17 protein-coding genes are annotated in these 17,056 nt (G+C 70.9%); 9 read left to right on the forward strand and 8 right to left on the reverse strand.

Going from position 1 to position 17,056, the window contains the following annotated elements; genetic code table 11:
- The first annotated feature begins 113 nt into the window (after window positions 1-113).
- The 4 genes from nhaA to ACZ4Z3_RS39930 all read left to right on the forward strand — a co-directional run bounded on the left by nhaA (window position 114) and on the right by ACZ4Z3_RS39930 (window position 3,400).
- On the forward strand, window positions 114-1,517 hold the full coding sequence (gene nhaA, locus ACZ4Z3_RS39915; RefSeq protein ID WP_468505660.1) for a Na+/H+ antiporter NhaA: 1,404 nt from the start codon (window positions 114-116) through the stop codon (window positions 1,515-1,517).
- Between the two features lie 112 nt (window positions 1,518-1,629).
- Window positions 1,630-2,109: a phage holin family protein gene (locus ACZ4Z3_RS39920; RefSeq protein ID WP_468505661.1), complete on the forward strand. Its 480-nt coding sequence runs from the start codon at window positions 1,630-1,632 to the stop codon at window positions 2,107-2,109.
- Window positions 2,106-3,062 (forward strand): alpha/beta fold hydrolase, encoded by a 957-nt coding sequence (locus ACZ4Z3_RS39925; RefSeq protein WP_055712413.1) that lies wholly within the window; start codon window positions 2,106-2,108, stop codon window positions 3,060-3,062. Before ACZ4Z3_RS39920 ends, ACZ4Z3_RS39925 begins: the two co-directional genes overlap by 4 nt.
- A 146-nt stretch (window positions 3,063-3,208) precedes the next feature.
- Window positions 3,209-3,400 (forward strand): hypothetical protein, encoded by a 192-nt coding sequence (locus tag ACZ4Z3_RS39930; protein WP_468505662.1) that lies wholly within the window; start codon window positions 3,209-3,211, stop codon window positions 3,398-3,400.
- A gap of 7 nt (window positions 3,401-3,407) precedes the next feature.
- On the opposite strand, the gene ACZ4Z3_RS39935 is transcribed toward ACZ4Z3_RS39930, so the two are convergent.
- The 3 genes from ACZ4Z3_RS39935 to nth form a co-directional block, all read right to left on the reverse strand.
- Window positions 3,408-4,607 carry a MarP family serine protease gene (locus tag ACZ4Z3_RS39935; protein ID WP_468505663.1) on the reverse strand — a complete coding sequence of 400 codons (1,200 nt, stop codon included), beginning with the start codon at window positions 4,605-4,607 and terminating at the stop codon, window positions 3,408-3,410.
- A gap of 119 nt (window positions 4,608-4,726) precedes the next feature.
- On the reverse strand, window positions 4,727-5,476 hold the full coding sequence (locus ACZ4Z3_RS39940) for an NUDIX hydrolase (protein ID WP_468505664.1): 750 nt from the start codon (window positions 5,474-5,476) through the stop codon (window positions 4,727-4,729).
- A gap of 178 nt (window positions 5,477-5,654) precedes the next feature.
- Window positions 5,655-6,536, reverse strand: coding sequence for an endonuclease III (nth, locus tag ACZ4Z3_RS39945; protein ID WP_468505665.1), 882 nt, complete (start codon window positions 6,534-6,536; stop codon window positions 5,655-5,657).
- A 356-nt stretch (window positions 6,537-6,892) separates the two neighbouring features.
- Between nth and ACZ4Z3_RS39950 the strand changes: the two genes are divergently transcribed.
- Window positions 6,893-7,567 carry a Crp/Fnr family transcriptional regulator gene (locus ACZ4Z3_RS39950; protein WP_005476003.1) on the forward strand — a complete coding sequence of 225 codons (675 nt, stop codon included), beginning with the start codon at window positions 6,893-6,895 and terminating at the stop codon, window positions 7,565-7,567.
- A 162-nt stretch (window positions 7,568-7,729) separates the two neighbouring features.
- The gene (locus tag ACZ4Z3_RS39955) at window positions 7,730-8,599 is read left to right on the forward strand and encodes a nucleotidyltransferase domain-containing protein (RefSeq protein WP_468505666.1); all 870 of its coding nucleotides are present in this window, start codon (window positions 7,730-7,732) and stop codon (window positions 8,597-8,599) included.
- Window positions 8,600-8,819: 220 nt separating this feature from the next.
- Here the strand turns inward: ACZ4Z3_RS39955 and ACZ4Z3_RS39960 are convergent, their stop codons facing one another.
- The 4 genes from ACZ4Z3_RS39960 to ACZ4Z3_RS39975 all read right to left on the reverse strand — a co-directional run bounded on the left by ACZ4Z3_RS39960 (window position 8,820) and on the right by ACZ4Z3_RS39975 (window position 11,225).
- The gene (locus ACZ4Z3_RS39960) at window positions 8,820-9,650 is read right to left on the reverse strand and encodes an MBL fold metallo-hydrolase (RefSeq protein WP_468505667.1); all 831 of its coding nucleotides are present in this window, start codon (window positions 9,648-9,650) and stop codon (window positions 8,820-8,822) included.
- Window positions 9,647-10,516 (reverse strand): NUDIX hydrolase, encoded by an 870-nt coding sequence (locus ACZ4Z3_RS39965; protein ID WP_468505668.1) that lies wholly within the window; start codon window positions 10,514-10,516, stop codon window positions 9,647-9,649. The genes ACZ4Z3_RS39960 and ACZ4Z3_RS39965 overlap by 4 nt, the downstream gene beginning before the upstream one ends.
- A gap of 80 nt (window positions 10,517-10,596) precedes the next feature.
- Window positions 10,597-11,064 carry a RidA family protein gene (locus tag ACZ4Z3_RS39970; RefSeq protein ID WP_055520994.1) on the reverse strand — a complete coding sequence of 156 codons (468 nt, stop codon included), beginning with the start codon at window positions 11,062-11,064 and terminating at the stop codon, window positions 10,597-10,599.
- Complete coding sequence (locus tag ACZ4Z3_RS39975; protein WP_099966959.1) at window positions 11,061-11,225, reverse strand: DUF4177 domain-containing protein; 165 nt, start codon at window positions 11,223-11,225, stop codon at window positions 11,061-11,063. Before ACZ4Z3_RS39975 ends, ACZ4Z3_RS39970 begins: the two co-directional genes overlap by 4 nt.
- A 129-nt stretch (window positions 11,226-11,354) precedes the next feature.
- Here ACZ4Z3_RS39975 and ACZ4Z3_RS39980 point away from each other — a divergent pair, with 129 nt between their 5' ends.
- Entirely contained in the window at window positions 11,355-12,332 is a 978-nt protein-coding gene (locus ACZ4Z3_RS39980; protein WP_055520995.1) for an ATPase BagA, read from the forward strand.
- Window positions 12,329-13,711, forward strand: a complete 1,383-nt coding sequence (gene bagB / locus ACZ4Z3_RS39985; RefSeq protein ID WP_468505669.1) for an ATPase BagB — start codon at window positions 12,329-12,331, stop codon at window positions 13,709-13,711. Before ACZ4Z3_RS39980 ends, bagB begins: the two co-directional genes overlap by 4 nt.
- 127 nt (window positions 13,712-13,838) lie before the next feature.
- Here bagB and wblA read toward each other — a convergent pair whose 3' ends face one another.
- Window positions 13,839-14,177 carry a transcriptional regulator WblA gene (gene wblA / locus ACZ4Z3_RS39990; RefSeq protein ID WP_033524587.1) on the reverse strand — a complete coding sequence of 113 codons (339 nt, stop codon included), beginning with the start codon at window positions 14,175-14,177 and terminating at the stop codon, window positions 13,839-13,841.
- Between the two features lie 408 nt (window positions 14,178-14,585).
- Here wblA and ACZ4Z3_RS39995 point away from each other — a divergent pair, with 408 nt between their 5' ends.
- Window positions 14,586-16,877, forward strand: a complete 2,292-nt coding sequence (locus ACZ4Z3_RS39995; RefSeq protein WP_468505670.1) for a transglycosylase domain-containing protein — start codon at window positions 14,586-14,588, stop codon at window positions 16,875-16,877.
- Window positions 16,878-17,056: the final 179 nt, after the last annotated feature.

Consider the following 17,056-nt stretch of genomic DNA (forward strand, 5'->3'; position numbering starts at 1 on the left):
GATCGACGCACCAGGTGCCCCGAGCCGTGCCCTTAGGTAGACTAAGCAATCAGGTGTGCCGGGAAGTCTGGTCGGCGAGCGTTCCGTCCTGCCCTCGACCGGAGGTCCCCGCCGTGGCCGCATCCCGCCCCACCCCCGCCCGGAAGATCCTCGACCGGCTCTCCCTGCCCGAGCGGACCTACGTGGCGGACGCGCTGCGCACGGAGACCGTCGGCGGTGTGCTGCTGCTCCTCGCCGCCGTCACCGCGCTGGTCTGGGCGAACGTCCCCGCCCTGCACAGCGGTTACGAGAGCGTCAGCGACTTCCACTTCGGGCCCGAGGCCCTCGGCCTGAACCTCTCCGTCGCCCACTGGGCCGCCGACGGACTCCTCGCGATCTTCTTCTTCGTCGCCGGCATCGAACTCAAGCGCGAACTCGTCGCCGGTGACCTCCGGGACCCCAAGGCAGCCGTGCTGCCCGTGGTCGCCGCCCTGTGCGGCATGGCCGTACCGGCGCTCGTCTACATCCTCACCAACATCGGCGGCGGCGGATCGCTCGCCGGCTGGGCCGTGCCCACGGCCACCGACATCGCGTTCGCGCTCGCCGTGCTGGCCGTCATCGGAACCTGGCTGCCCTCCGCGCTGCGCGCGTTCCTGCTCACCCTCGCCGTCGTCGACGACCTCTTCGCGATCCTGATCATCGCGATCTTCTTCACCGACGGCCTCGACTTCGCGGCGCTCGGTGGCGCCTTCGCGGGCCTCGCCCTCTTCTGGCTGCTGCTCAGGAAGGGGGTGCGCGGGTGGTACGTGTACGTTCCGCTCGCCGTCGTCGTCTGGGGGCTGATGTACAACAGCGGTGTCCACGCCACCATCGCCGGTGTCGCGATGGGCCTGATGCTGCGCTGCACCCGGAACGAGGGTGAGGAACACTCCCCCGGCGAGCGCGTCGAGCACCTCGTGCGGCCCCTCTCGGCGGGGCTGGCCGTGCCGCTGTTCGCCCTGTTCAGCGCGGGTGTCACGGTGTCGGGCGGGGCGCTGGGGAAGGTGTTCACCCAGCCGGAGACGCTCGGCGTGGTGCTCGGGCTGGTCATCGGCAAGGCGGTCGGCATCTTCGGCGGGACCTGGCTGACCGCCCGCTTCACCCGGGCCTCCCTCTCCGAGGACCTCGTCTGGCCCGACGTCTTCGCCGTCTCCTCCCTCGCCGGGATCGGCTTCACCGTGTCGCTGCTCATCGGTGAACTCGCCTTCGAGGGCGACCCGGCGCTCACCGACGGCGTCAAGGCGGCCGTGCTCACGGGGTCGCTCATCGCGGCGCTCCTGGCGACCGTCCTGCTGAAGCTGCGCAACGCGAAGTACCAGGCACTGTGGGCCGAGGAGCACCGCGACGAGGACCGCGACGGCATCCCCGACATCTACGAACAGGACGACCCGGCGTACCACCTGCGCATGGCCGAGATCTACGAACGCAAGGCCGCCGAGCACCGCAGGCTTGCCGAAGTGGCGGGCGGGGCAGGCGACGGGGACGACGGTCCGGCATGATCTGACAGGACCGTACAAAACGCAGGGCGCCCCCGGCACCGTACGACGCGGCCTTCGAGCCGAGGCCCGTACGGGGCGGGGGCGCTTCCGGACGCAGATGAGGGAGACCCCGATGAGCGCACCCGACGGCAGCCCGGTCGGTGCCGAACGCAGTGTCGGCCAGCTGTTCGCCTCGGCGACGGCCGAGATGTCCGCACTGGTGCACGACGAGATCGCGCTGGCGAAGGCCCAGCTCAGGCAGGACGTCAAGCGCGGTCTGGTCGGCGGCGGGGCGTTCACGGCGGCCGGCGCGGTGCTGATCTTCTCCCTGCCGATGCTCAGCTTCGCACTGGCGTACGGCATCCGCACCTGGAGCGACTGGAACCTGGCGATCTGCTTCCTTCTGTCGTTCGCGGCGAACGTGCTGGTCGCCGTCGTCCTGGCGCTCATCGGTGTCGCCTTCTCGAAGAAGGCCAAGAAGGGGCAGGGCCCGCAGAAGGTCGCCGCGTCCATGAAGCAGACCGCCGGAGTGCTCCAGAACGCCAAGCCGCACCCCCGCCGGCCCGCCCGGACCGACGGCGGCGTCGACGCTGTGGCACGCTCGACCTCATGACGGACCCCGCCACCTCAGCCGCCTCCGGCCAGCCCGCCTCGGTCGTACGACTCGACGTGCCCGGCGCGAAAGAGGTGATCCACCGGGACGTGGCCGCCAACGGTGCCCGCTTCCACATCGCCGAAGTCGGCGACGGGCCGCTGGTGATGCTGCTGCACGGCTTCCCGCAGTTCTGGTGGACCTGGCGGCACCAGCTGGTCGCGCTCGCCGACGCCGGGTTCCGCGCCGTCGCCATGGATCTGCGCGGCGTCGGCGGCAGCGACCGTACGCCCCGCGGCTACGACCCGGCCAACCTCGCCCTGGACATCACGGGCGTCGTCCGGTCCCTCGGCGAGCCCGACGCCGCGCTGGTCGGGCACGACCTCGGCGGCTATCTGGCGTGGACGGCGGCCGTGATGCGCCCCAAGCTCGTGCGACGCCTCGCGGTCTCCTCGATGCCGCACCCGAGACGCTGGCGCTCGGCGATGCTGTCGGACGTCAAGCAGACCGCCGCCGGGTCCTACATCTGGGGCTTCCAGCGGCCCTGGATCCCCGAGCGGCAGCTGACCGCGGACGACGGTGCCCTGGTGGGCCGGCTGATCAGGGAGTGGTCGGGACCCCGACTGCCCGACGACGAGGCCGTGGAGGCGTACCGGCGGGCGATCTGCATCCCGTCGACGGCGCACTGCTCGATCGAGCCGTACCGGTGGATGGTGCGCTCCCTCGCCCGCCCCGACGGCATCCAGTTCAACCGGCGCATGAAGCGGCCGGTGCGCGTGCCGACACTCCATCTGCACGGTTCACTCGACCCGGTGATGCGCACACGCAGCGCGGCGGGCTCCGGGGAGTACGTCGAAGCCCCGTACCGCTGGCGGCTGTTCGACGGACTCGGGCACTTCCCGCACGAGGAGGACCCGGTGGCGTTCTCGTCGGAACTCATCAACTGGCTGAAGGACCCCGAACCCGACCGCTGAGCCTGTCCGCTGAACCCGCCACCTGAGCCCGCCCCGCCAGCCGAACATGAACACCTGTTCCAGGGGCAGCCACTTGCCCGGCGCATAGGCCGATTGGGGGGCGCGGGGGAGGTTACTGACCTTGGGGCGGGGGCACACGTCGGGGTATGGGCTGGACGCACGACTACAGTGACGCAGCACGCAATCGCCGCTCGGCCGCAGGCCTGAGCTCCCACCAGAGGGGCACCCCGCAGGGGCCGGGCACCGACCCGGACGCGGACCCCCGGCTGGGCATTCCGTTGATCCTGCGCCGCCGGGCCCGCTGGGTCTCGGCCCGCCTGCGCCACCCCCGGCCCTGAGGCGCCCTCAGAGCGCGCAGCTGTCGCTGTCCACCTGCTGGTTGGCCGTACGCCCCTGGACGATGTCCTCCTTGATCTCGTCCGCGGTGAGCGCGTAGCCGGTGTTGGGGTCGTCGAGGGACTTCGCGAAGACCACGCCGTACACCCTGCCTTCGGGCGTGAGCAGCGGTCCGCCGGAGTTGCCCTGGCGGACCGTCGCGTACAGCGAGTAGACGTCACGGCGGACCGTGCCCCGGTGGTAGATGTCGGGGCCGTTGGCCGTGATGCGACCACGCACGCGCGCGGGGCGGACGTCGTACGCGCCGTTCTCCGGGTAGCCGGCGACGATCGCGTTGTCGCCGCTGACGGCGTCGTCGGCGGTGAACCGCAGCACCGGCGCGTTCAGGTCCGGCACGTCCAGGACGGCGATGTCGCGCTCCCAGTCGTAGAGGACGACCTTGGCGTCGTACTTGCGGCCCTCGCCCCCTATCTGGACGGTGGGTTCGTCGACTCCGCCGACCACGTGCGCGTTGGTCATCACACGGCGCTCGTCGAAGACGAAGCCGGTGCCTTCGAGGACCTTGCCGCAGCTCTCGGCGGTGCCCATCACCTTGACGATGGACCGCTTGGCGCGCTGGGCGACCGGGCTGTCGGCGAGCGCGGGGTCGGGGGGCTGGACGTCGGTGATCTGTTCGTTGGCGAACGGGCTGAAGACCTGCGGGAAACCGTTCTGCGCGAGGACCGAGGAGAAGTCCGCGAACCAGGTGTCCGCCTGGTTGGGCAGGGCCCGGGCCACGCCCTGCAGCACCTTGGAGTTGCGGACCTCCTTGCCGAGCGTGGGCAACGTCGTGCCCGCGAGCGCGGAACCGATCAGCCAGGCGACCAGGAGCATCGCCACCACGTTGACGAGGGCGCCGCCGGTGGCGTCCAGGGCGCGGGCCGGGGACCAGGTGATGTACCGGCGCAGCTTGTTGCCGAGGTGGGTGGTGAGGGCCTGGCCGACGGAGGCGCAGACGATCACGACGACCACCGCGACGACGGCGGCCGCCGTGCTGACCTCGGAGTTGTCGGTCATCCAGTCCCAGATGACCGGGAGGGTGTAGACGGCGACGAGGCCGCCGCCCAGGAAACCGATCACCGACAGGATGCCGACGACGAAGCCCTGGCGGAAGCCGACGATCGCGAACCAGACGGCGGCGACCAGCAACAGGATGTCCAGCACGTTCACCGCTTCAAGCCTCGCCTCGTCACTTCGCGATCACTACAGGTCGGCCCGGAGTACGGCCCGCCGCACGGCGACCGGGGGACGGGACGCTCCCCACGAGACGCGGCACGGCAGACACCCTGTCATGAGCGCCAGTCGAGCGGGACCTGCTTCCCCCTGTCCCAGGGGCGCTCCCAGCCCGAGTAGTGCAGCAGGCGGTCGATCACTCCTGCCGTGAAACCCCACACGAGTGCCGATTCGACCAGAAATGCCGGACCCTTGTGGCCGCTGGGGTGGACGGTGGTGGCGCGATGGGCGGGATCCGTGAGATCCGCCACGGGAACGGTGAAGACGCGTGCCGTCTCGTTGGGATCGACGACGCGGACCGGGCTCGGCTCGCGCCACCAGCCCAGCACGGGCGTCACGACGAAGCCGCTCACCGGGATGTACAGCTTCGGCAGCACACCGAAGATCTGGACACCCCGCGGATCGAGGCCGGTCTCCTCCTCGGCCTCGCGGAGCGCGGCCCGCAGGGGGCCGTCGGTCTGCGGGTCGCCGTCCTCGGGGTCGAGGGCGCCGCCCGGGAAGGACGGCTGTCCGGCGTGCGACCGGAGGGAACCGGCGCGCTCCATCAGCAGCAGCTCGGGGCCGCGGTCGCCCTCGCCGAACAGGATGAGGACCGCGGACTGCCGGCCCGAGCCGTTCTCCGGCGGCAGGAAGCGGCTCAGTTGCAGCGGCTGGACGGTCTCGACGGCGCGGACGACCGGGTCCAGCCAGGAGGGCAGACCGGTCCTGTCGAGGCGCGGCTGCGGCACGCGGTGCCCGGATGCCGCGTGGCGCCCCGGGTCCGTGTCCGTGTGCGTACCGCCGTCCGTCCGGCTCGCGCGTGTCATAGCCACCCCCGTCGTTCTTCCCGTGCCAACGCCCGGAGGCCGGCCGATCGTTCCGCTGTGGGCGAGAGTCCCTCGTGTGGGTGGCTCGGGGCTCGCACCGCGCGATGACCGGCCGTTCCGGGTGGATGGTTCGGGCCCGGACGGGAAGGGGGCGGCGCGATGCGCTCCGGAAGGGACGTCATCCGGCGGCTCCCAGCGGCGGGGCCGGGATGCCGCCCGCGTCCAGGTACGACTGCGGGGGCTTCAGGCGCTGACCGGGGAAGCCGCCCTTCTCGTACTTGAGCAGCTTCTTCGCCTTCTCCGGGTCCGTCTCGCCCTCGCCGTACGCCGGGCAGAGCGGAGCGATGGGGCAGGCGCCGCAGGCGGGCTTGCGGGCGTGACAGATACGGCGGCCGTGGAAGATCACGTGGTGCGACAGCATCGTCCACTCGCTCTTCGGGAACAGCGCCCCGATGGCCGCCTCGATCTTGTCCGGGTCGGTCTCCTCGGTCCACTTCCAGCGCCGTACGAGCCGCTGGAAGTGCGTGTCGACGGTGATGCCGGGCCGGCCGAAGGCGTTGCCCAGCACGACGAAGGCGGTCTTGCGGCCGACTCCGGGCAGTTTGACCAGGTCCTCCAGGCGGCCGGGGACCTCGCCCTTGTGGTTCTCCACGAGGGCCTTCGACAGCCCTATCACCGACTTCGTCTTCGCCCGGAAGAACCCGCACGGCCGCAGGATCTCCTCGACCTCCTCCGGGACGGCCGCGGCGAGGTCCTCGGGGGTGGGGTACTTCGCGAAGAGGGCCGGCGTCGTCTGGTTGACCCTCAGATCGGTGGTCTGGGCGGACAGGACCGTGGCGACGATCAGCTGGAAGGGGTTCTCGAAGTCCAGTTCCGGGTGGGCGTACGGGTACACCTCGGCCAGCTCACGGTTGATCCGCCGGGCGCGGCGGACCAGCGCGGTCGGAGACTCGGGCTTGGCGGTCTTGGCAGGCTTGGCGGTCTTGGGGGATGCGGCAGCCTTGGCCGCTTTCCGGGCGGGCGCGGCCTTCCCGGCGGCGGGCTCCGTCGCCGGAGGCATGCGCTCCGCCGAAGCCTGGGGCGCCGACGTGTTCGTCTTCTTTGCCGTTTTCTTCGCTCCCGAGGGGCCCTGTTCGCCCACAGCGGAATCGCGACGTACAACCACCCGTCCAGCCCCCTTGGCCTGTGCTCTCACCGGCGATTTGGACACTCGGCCAGCCTAAAGCCCGGCACCGACATCCGCCCCGGGCCCTGAAGACCGGCCCCCAATTGGACCCCTGCCGCTTACCTCGGGACATGTGTGCGGCATCCTTGTGACAGATCACACTGTTTGGACCGTCCGGCTAAACGGGGAACACGGTCCCCTGGTACTACGGGGAGCAAGATCCCCTGAGCAGGTCGACAAGGAGAGAACTCGTGGACGACGTTCTGCGGCGCGCCCCGCTCTTCGCGGCGCTCGATGACGAGCAGGCCGCGGAGCTCCGCGCCTCCATGAGTGAGGTGACCCTCGCGCGCGGTGACGCTCTCTTCCACGAGGGCGACCCCGGGGACCGCCTCTATGTGGTCACCGAGGGCAAGGTCAAGCTGCACCGCGCCTCGCCCGACGGCCGCGAGAACATGCTCGCCGTGCTCGGACCCGGTGAGCTGATCGGCGAGCTGTCGCTGTTCGACCCGGGGCCGCGGACGGCCACCGCCACCGCGCTGACCGAGGTCAAGCTGCTCGGCCTCGGCCACGGCGACCTCCAGCCGTGGCTGAACGCGCGCCCCGAGGTGGCGGCCGCGCTGCTGCGCGCCGTCGCGCGGAGGCTGCGGAAGACCAACGACCAGATGTCCGACCTGGTGTTCTCGGACGTCCCGGGCCGTGTCGCCCGTGCGCTGCTGGACCTCTCCCGGAGGTTCGGTGTGCAGTCCGAGGAAGGCATCCACGTGGTGCACGACCTCACGCAGGAGGAACTGGCGCAGCTCGTCGGGGCGTCCCGCGAGACCGTCAACAAGGCGCTCGCCGATTTCGCGCAGCGTGGCTGGCTGCGGCTGGAGGCCCGCGCGGTGATCCTGCTGGACGTGGAGCGACTGGCGAAGCGGTCTCGCTGACCTTCGCCGATCCCCGGTGACCGGTCGCCGGTCGCCGACAGCGGTTTCGAGTACGTCGCTGGGGTCCGTCCCGTACGTGGGGGCGGGCCCCAGCGGTTTTCGGTGCCCGTGCCACGCCCTCGACGACCTGCCTCGCTCCGCCCCTGGAGGCACAGTGGTCGTATGGCTGTGAGAGGGGCCCGGAAAGGGCTGGACGCGCGGGGGTACATCGAGCGGGAGGGGTCGCTGGGGCGGGTCGCGGAGGGGTTTCGGGGGGTGGTGGCCGCCGCTCGGGACCGGGTGCTGGAGCTGTTCGGGGCGCGGCTGCACAGCGCGTACCTCTACGGGTCGATCCCCCGTGGCACCGCCCGCCCCGGCCTCAGCGACCTCGACCTGCTGGTGGTGCTGCGGGACGAGCCCACCGACGCGGACCGGGCGGAGGCCCGGGCACTGGACGAGGCGCTGGACCGGGAGTTCCCGCAGATCGACGGGGCGGGGACGCTGCTCGTCAGCCGGGCCAGGGTGCTCAGCGATCCGGAGCGCTACGACCTGGGGTGGTTCGTGGCCTGCCTGTGCACCCCGTTGCTGGGCCAGGACCTCGCCGAGGACCTGCCCCGCTACCGGCCCGACTCCCTCCTCGCCCGCGAGACCAACGGCGACCTGGCACGGCTGCTGCCCCGCTGGCGCGAACGCGTCGCCGACGCCTCCACCCCCGAGGCCCGGCGCTCCCTCGTGCGCTCCTGCTCCCGCCGCCTCGTCCGGACCGGGTTCACCCTCGTCATGCCCCGCTGGAACGGCTGGACCAGCGACCTCCACGAGATGGCGGAGGCGTTCGGCGAGTACTACCCCGAGCGGGCCGACCGGATGAGGGCGGCGGCGGCCGCCGCGTACGCCCCGGACGCCGACCCCGAGGGGCATGAAGCCCTGCTGCGGTCCTACGTCGATGACCTCGGGCCCTGGCTGGCCGAGGAGTACGCGCGCGTGCACGGCGTCAAGGCACCCCGTCCGGACGACACGTCGGGTGCCGGCCGAGGGGCGGGGGCCAGGAGCTGACCGGCGGGTTCCGGCGGCTCGGTCGACTCCAGGGCCAGCAGGGGCCTCGCTGGACCCTCGTGAGCCTTTCAGCCGTGCTCTCACCCCCAGAGGCCCCGTCAGGCCTCATGGGGCCCCTCAGGCCCCTCCCGCCCTTCCGATGGCACCCGGCGGCCTCCGGCGCGCTTCCGGGCCACAGCGGGCCGCTCATGCCGCCGGGAGGCCGTCCGGGCCCGTGCTCTCAGATCAGGCCATGATCGGTCAGGTACTCCATCTGCGCGCGTACCGACAGTTCCGCGGCCGGCCAGAGGGAGCGGTCGACGTCGGCGTAGACGTGGGCGACCACCTCGCCGGGCGTGCCGTAGCCGTTCTCGACCGCTGTCTCGACCTGGGCCAGTCGGTGGGCGCGGTGAGCGAGGTAGTACTCGACGACCCCCTGGGCGTCGTCGAGGACGGGGCCGTGGCCGGGCAGGACGGTGTGGACGCCGTCGTCCACCGTGAGGGACCTGAGGCGCCTCAGGGAGTCGAGGTAATCGCCGAGACGGCCGTCGGGGTGGGCCACGACCGTCGTACCGCGGCCGAGGACGGTGTCGCCCGTCAGGACGGCCCGGTCGGCCGGGAGGTGGAAGCAGAGGGAGTCGGCGGTGTGGCCGGGCGTGGGGACGACGCGGAGTTCCAGACCGTCGACGCTCACCACGTCGCCCGCGCCGAGTCCCTCGTCGCCGAGCCTCAGGGCCGGGTCGAGGGCCCGTACGTTCGTCCGGGTCAGCTCGGCGAAGCGCGCGGCGCCCTCCGCGTGGTCGGGGTGGCCGTGCGTGAGCAGGGTCAGCGCGACGCGCTTGCCGGCCCTCTCCGCCGTCTCGACGACCCTGCGCAGGTGCCCGTCGTCCAGGGGACCGGGGTCGATCACGACCGCCAGGGCGGAGTCGGGCTCGGAGACGATCCAGGTGTTGGTTCCGTCGAGGGTCATCGCGGAGGCGTTGGGCGCGAGGACGTTCACCGCGCGCGTGGTGGCGGGCCCCGAGAGGACGCCGCCGCGCGGCTGTCCGGGGAGGGCTGCTGCGTCGGTCATGCGGGGCCTCCCCCGGACGGTATGCGTTTGGTGAACTCGTCGTGGCCGGGCCAGGAGAGGATCACTTCGTCGTTCTCCAGGCGGGCCTTGGCGAGCACCGGGGTCAGATCGCGGCCGGGTGCCGCGGCGAGCGCCCCGGCGGCCGTGTCGTACGCCGTGAGCTGGCGCAGGGTCGCGATGGTGGGCGGCATCATCAGCAGCTCGCCCTTGTCGTAGCCGTCGGCGGCCTCGCGGGGGCGGATCCACACGGTGCGGTCGGCCTCCGTGGAGGCGTTGCGCGTGCGCTGGCCCTGCGGGAGGGCCGCCACGAAGAACCAGGTGTCGTAACGGCGGGCCTCGAACTCGGGGGTGATCCAGCGGGTCCAGGCGCCGAGCAGGTCCGAGCGCAGGACCAGGCCCCTGCGGTCCAGGAACTCCGCGAAGGACAGGTCCCTGGAGGCCACGGCGGCGCGGTCCGCCTCCCAGTCGTCGCCGGTGGTGTCCCCGACCACCGTGTCGGGGGTGGGGCCGGCGAGCAGGACCCCGGCCTCCTCGTACGTCTCGCGGACGGCCGCGCAGACGATCGCCTGGGCGCCGGCCTCGTCGACACCGAGCCGGTCGGCCCACCACGCGCGCGTGGGGCCCGCCCAGCGGATCCGGTGGTCGTCGTCGCGCGGGTCGACCCCGCCGCCCGGATACGCGTACGCGCCCCCGGCGAAGGCCATGGAGGCGCGTCTGCGCAGCATGTGCACGAGCGGGGTGTCGGCCGTGTCCTTGAGCAGCATGACGGTGGCGGCCCGCCTGGGGGTCACCGGTGTCAGCGTGCCGGCCGCGAGTCGGCGGATGCGATCCGGCCACTCGGGTGGGTACCACTGCCCGTTTGCCATGGGCGGAGGCTAACCCGTGACGGCCAGATGTTCGAGTGAACCCCCGCGATCTTGTGGCTGCCGAGGGGGCACGGGGACGGTCACGCCGACGTGAGCTCCACCTGGATCTCCACCTCGACCGGCGCGTCCAGCGGCAGCACGGCCACACCGACCGCGCTGCGCGCGTGCACGCCCTTGTCGCCGAGGACGGCGCCGAGGAGCTCGCTCGCGCCGTTCAGCACGGCGGGCTGGCCGGTGAAGTCCGCGGCCGAGGCGACGAAGCCGACGACCTTCACGACGCGGGCCACACGGTCGAGGTCGCCCGCGACCGACTTCACGGCGGCGAGGGCGTTCAGGGCGCAGGTGCGGGCCAGGTCCTTGGCCTCCTCGGGGGTGACCTCCGCGCCGACCTTGCCGGTGACGGGCAGCTTGCCGTCCACCATGGGGAGCTGGCCCGCGGTGTACACGTACACCCCGGACTGCACGGCCGGCTGGTACGCGGCGAGCGGCGGGACCACCTCGGGCAGGCTCAGCCCGAGTTCCGCGAGCTTGGCCTCGACGGCGCTCATGCCGACTTCTCGCGCTTCAGGTAGGCGACGAGCTGCTCGGGGTTGTTCGGCCCGGGCACGACCTGGACGAGCTCCCAGCCGTCCTCGCCCCAGGTGTCCAGGATCTGCTTCGTGGCGTGGACGAGCAGCGGCACGGTCGCGTATTCCCACTTCTTGGTCATGCGGCCGACTTTAGCCCCTGGCCGGCACCGGTTCCGCCGCTGCCCCGGGGAGGTCCGGACGGCCATGTGGGGCGGAGTTGTCCACAGCCTCCCGCGTATGCCGCGCGCGGACTGGTTAGGCTCGAATACGTGAGCAGGCTCCAGGTCGTCAGCGGCAAGGGCGGGACCGGAAAGACCACGGTCGCCGCCGCACTCGCGCTCGCCCTCGCGACCGAGGGGAAGCGCACCCTCCTGGTCGAGGTCGAGGGCAGACAGGGCATCGCACAGCTCTTCGAGACGGAAGCCCTTCCGTACGAGGAGCGGAAGATCGCGGTGGCTCCCGGGGGCGGGGAGGTGTACGCGCTGGCCATCGACCCCGAACTGGCCCTGCTGGACTACCTCCAGATGTTCTACAAGCTCGGCGGTGCGGGCCGGGCCCTGAAGAAGCTCGGCGCGATCGACTTCGCCACCACCATCGCGCCCGGCCTCAGGGACGTCCTCCTGACCGGCAAGGCGTGCGAGGCGGTGCGCCGCAAGGAGAAGAGCGGGCGGTACACCTATGACTACGTGGTGATGGACGCCCCGCCCACCGGCCGCATCACGCGCTTCCTGAACGTGAACGACGAGGTGGCGGGGCTCGCGAAGATCGGCCCGATACACAATCAGGCCCAGGCGGTCATGCGGGTGCTGAAGTCGCCGGAGACGGCGGTGCACCTGGTGACGCTGCTGGAGGAGATGCCCGTCCAGGAGACGGCCGACGGGATCGCCGAACTGCGGGCGGCGAAGCTGCCGGTGGGGCGGATCATCGTCAACATGGTGCGGCCCGAGCTGCTGGACTTCGACGAGCTGGAGCTGGCGCGCGCGGTGCCGCGTACGGCGGTCGCCAAGTCGCTGTCCACGGCCGGCCTCGGCGGCGCCCGGCGCGGCGGCAACGCCGAGCGTCTGGTGGAGCCGCTGCTCGCGCAGGCCGAGGAGTACGCCGAGCGGTACACGCTGGAGCACGAGCAGCGGGGTGTCCTCGGCGAGCTGGGCCTGCCGCTGCACGAACTGCCGCTGCTCGCCGAGGGCATGGACCTCGCGGGACTGTACGAACTGGCCACGGAACTGCGTCAGCAAGGGATCTCATGACTTCGGACCCGGCCGCCGCCCCGCACGAATCGGCCCACGCCCCTGACGGACCCCGCGCGATCAACTCGATCCGCCCGCTGGAGATCGACCCGCTGCTCGACGACCCCGAGACCCGCATCGTGGTGTGCTGCGGCGCGGGCGGCGTCGGCAAGACGACCACGGCGGCGGCCCTGGGACTGCGGGCCGCGGAGCGCGGCCGGAAGGTGGTCGTGCTGACCATCGACCCGGCCCGGCGGCTCGCCCAGTCCATGGGCATCGACTCGCTGGACAACACTCCGCGCCGGGTGAAGGGCATCGAGGACCGGCGAGAGGTCCCGCCCGACGGCTCGGCCGAGGACGGCGGGCGACAGGCGGGCGGCGAACTGCACGCCATGATGCTCGACATGAAGCGCACGTTCGACGAGATCGTCGAGGCGCACGCGGACCCCGACCGGGCGTCGGCGATCCTCAGCAACCCCTTCTACCAGTCGCTCTCCGCCGGCTTCGCGGGCACGCAGGAGTACATGGCGATGGAGAAGCTGGGCCAGTTGCGCTCGCGCGACGAGTGGGACCTGATCATCGTCGACACGCCGCCGTCGCGTTCGGCGCTGGACTTCCTGGACGCCCCCAAGCGGCTGGGCTCGTTCCTGGACGGCAAGCTGATCCGGGTGCTGCTGGCGCCCGCGAAGGTCGGCGGGCGGGCCGGGATGAAGTTCCTGAACGTCGGCATGTCGATGATGACGGGTGCCCTGGGCAAGCTGCTCGGCGGTCAACTGCTCAAGGACGTACAGACGTTCGTGGCCGCGATGGACTCCATGTTCGGCGGTTTCCGTACCCGCGCGGACGCCACGTACAAGCTGCTCCAGGCGCCCGGTACGGCGTTCCTGGTGGTGGCCGCCCCGGAGCGGGACGCGTTGCGGGAGGCGGCGTACTTCGTGGAGCGGCTGGCCGCCGAGGACATGCCGCTGGCCGGTCTGGTGCTCAACCGCGTCCACGGCAGCGGCGCGGCCCAGCTGTCCGCCGAGCGCGCGCTCGCCGCCGCGGAAAATCTTGACGAGCCCCGCATTGTGGATCAGATGGACGGGAAAGCAGTTCGTAACTCTCCCGAAACGTCCGGCAGTTCAGAATCTCCCGCATCCACCGGCGCCCAGGACGACTCCCCCGCCCCGGACCGCGCCGTCGAGACGTTGACCGCGGGTCTGCTCAGGCTGCACGCCGAGCGGATGCGGCTGCTCTCCCGCGAGCGGCGCACGCGTGACCGCTTCACCGCGCTGCATCCCGAGGTGGCGGTGGCCGAAGTGGCCGCGCTGCCCGGCGATGTCCACGACCTGGCTGGCCTGCGGGACATCGGGGACCGACTCGCGACCGTACGGCCGGAACTGCCCACCACGCACGACTGACCGACGAACGATCAGTGACCGACGGCTGAACGGTGTCTCGGGGCACCCGAGAGCCGGCACACCTGCCCGACGCGCCGACACCTCAAGGGCGCCCTGGACGGACGGGACCCACAAGGGGTCTCGTCCTCTAGCTCACCGCCGCGTAGTTCTCGTACATCTCGTCATCGTCGAGCGGCAGGATCCCCGCGCCACGCTCGTACTCCGTGCGCGCGGTCTCGAGGAGACGGCGCCACGAGGTGACAGTCGGTCGCCTGCGCAGCAGTGCGCGGCGCTCGCGCTCCGTCATTCCTCCCCACACGCCGAATTCGACGCGGTTGTCCAGCGCGTCCGCCAGGCACTCCGTCCGCACCGGGCATCCGGTGCACACCGCCTTGGCCCTGTTCTGCGCTGCTCCTTGAACGAACAGTTCATCCGGATCGGTAGTGCGGCAGGCAGCCTGCGCACTCCAGTCGGTTACCCAGCCCATACCGGCGCCGTCCTCTCCCGAATCGAGGCTCCCCCACGGCGGCAGCGGCATATTCACCGCCGCCAGTTGAGGACGTTACGGAAGGAGGGCACAGCGCAACACCCCCTTCGGGCCCAATCTTGAATGGCCCGAACGGACTATGCGTAAGCGGCAGATCACCCGCGGGAGTGACCCGAGGGCATACGTGACTATCCCGACAGATCGGGACAGTTGACATCCACCACAACGGACACCGAATGACACGCAAGGCGAATTCGGACGCAGCCCCGGAAAAAAATCGGAAGAACGTCGGAACGATTCGGGCTCGCCGGACGTACTTGATACAAGGGCCAACGGTTGTGACAGTTGAGAGCAGCTTAGGCCAAGGCCTATACGTGTGTCCGGCGAATGAGAACGTAGGCTGCCTCCATGCCAAACAAGCGCTCGGGCGGTGGTCTGTCCTCCATGCAGCAGGCCGCCAAGTTCCTCGGTGTCAGCGTGCTCGCGGGCGCCGTCATGGCGGGCATCGCGCTGCCCGCGGTCGGTGCCCTGGGGCTGGCTGCCAAGGGGTCGGTCGAGGGGTTCGACGAGCTCCCGGCCAACCTCAAGCAGCCACCGCTGAGCCAGCGCACCACGATCCTGGACAGCAAGGGCGACCAGATCGCCAGCGTCTACTCCCGCGACCGTACGGTGGTCGATCTCAAGGAGATCTCGCCGTACATGCAGAAGGCGATCGTCGCCATCGAGGACGCGCGTTTTTACCAGCACGGCGCGATCGACCTGAAGGGCGTGCTGCGCGCGCTCAACCGGAACGCGCAGGACGGCGGCGTCACCCAGGGCGCGTCCACGCTGACGCAGCAGCTGGTGAAGAACGTGGCGGTGGAGGAGGCCGGTGACGACCCGACGAAGGTCGCCGAGGCCACCCAGCAGACCCTCGGCCGGAAGATCAACGAGCTGAAGAAGGCGATCCAGCTCGAGGAGGAGCTGGGCAAGAAGAAGATCCTGGAGAACTACCTCAACATCACGTTCTTCGGTCAGCAGGCCTACGGCGTCGAGGCGGCCTCCCGCCGCTACTTCTCCAAGTCGGCCAAAGACCTGGATGTCGACGAGGCCGCGCTCCTCGCCGGCATCGTGCAGTCACCGAGCCGCTACGACCCGGTGAACGACCCGCAGGAGGCCACCAAGCGGCGCAACGTCGTGCTGCAGCGCATGGCCGATGTGGGCGACATCTCCCAGTCGGAGGCCGACAAGGCCAAGAAGAAGCCGCTCGGACTGGACGTCAGCAAGCCGAAGAACGGCTGCATCACGGCCGTCAAGGGCGCGGGCTTCTTCTGCGACTACGTCCGTGAGGTCTTCCTGAACGATCCGGTCTTCGGCAAGACCAAGAAGGACCGGGCCAAGACCTGGAACCAGGGCGGCCTCACGATCCGGACGACCATGGACCCGAAGGCCCAGAAGTCCACCCAGCGGTCGATCAAGGACCACGTCTACCAGAAGGACGAGGTGGCGACCGCGGCCACCGTCGTGGAGCCCGGCACGGGCAAGATCCTCGCGATGGGCCAGTCCCGGCCGTACGGCATGGACGTCAAGCAGAACGAGACGACGATAAATCTCTCGGTCGACAAGAGCATGGGCGGTGGCGCGGGCTACCAGCCCGGTTCGACGTTCAAGCCGATCGTGGCCGCGGCGGCCCTGGAGGGCGGCATGTCCCCGGGCAAGACGTACTCCGCGCCGTACGAGATGGAGTATCCGAGCCCGATCTCGGTGTGCGGCGGCAAGAACTGGGTGAACACGGACGGCACGAAGCTCAGCAACGAGAACACGGCCGAGGTCGGCCCGTACTCGCTGCGGAAGGCGACCGCGCTCTCGGTCAACACCTACTTCGTCCAGATGATCGCGGACATCGGCATCTGCCCGGTGACGGAGATGGCCGGGAAGATGGGCGTCGACCGGGCCGACGGCGCGAAGATGGGCCAGAACCCGTCGATCGCGCTGGGCACCCAGGAGATGTCCCCGCTGACCATGGCCAACGCGTACGCGACGTTCGCCGCGCGCGGCATGTACTGCACGCCGATCGCCATCGAGTCGATCACCCAGCGCGTCGGCGAGAAGTCGAAGTCGCTGGAGGTCCCGAAGTCGACGTGCTCCCGCGCGATGTCGGAGAACACCGCCGACACCATCAACACCCTGCTGAAGGGCGTGGTCGAGGACGGTACGGGTACGGAGGCGGGTCTTGGCCCGAGCCGCCCGAGCGCCGGTAAGACCGGTACGACGGACGGCCGTTACGCGGCCTGGTTCGTGGGCTACACCCCGAACATGGCGGGCGCGGTCTGGGTCGGCGACCCGGCCCACGAGCGCCGCATGGTGAACATCACCATCGGCGGTGTCGGCTACGGCAAGGTCTTCGGCGGCAAGGTGCCGGGTCCGATCTGGCGCGACATGATGGCCGGTGCGCTGGCCGGCGAACCCGCCCCCGGCTTCACCACCGTCCCGCTCCCCGAGGACCGTCCGCGCGACCGCGATCGCGACCGCGACGACGACAACGGGAACGGCGGCCGGGGCGGCAACGGGAACGGCGGCGACGACGGGTTCATCGGCGGCACCGACGGCGGCACGTTCCCGACCCCCGAGTTCACGATCCCCGAGGGCTGGATCCAGGGCCAGACGAACGGCGGGAACAGGGGCAACGGGAACGGCGGAGGCGGCGGCTTCGGCGGCTGAGTTCTTCCGCCGGGGCCGACGGGCCCCGGGCACGCACCTGTGGATACGGCGGTGGGGGGGCCCCCCTTGGGAAGGGGGGCCCCCCCCCCCCCCGCTGGGGTTAGCACAAACCCCCCCCCCCTTGAGAAAAACCCCACAGGGGCCACAAAAACCCAAGCCCCAGGCCCGGAACCCCGCAG

This window comes from Streptomyces sp. NPDC030296 (genome assembly GCF_055572815.1).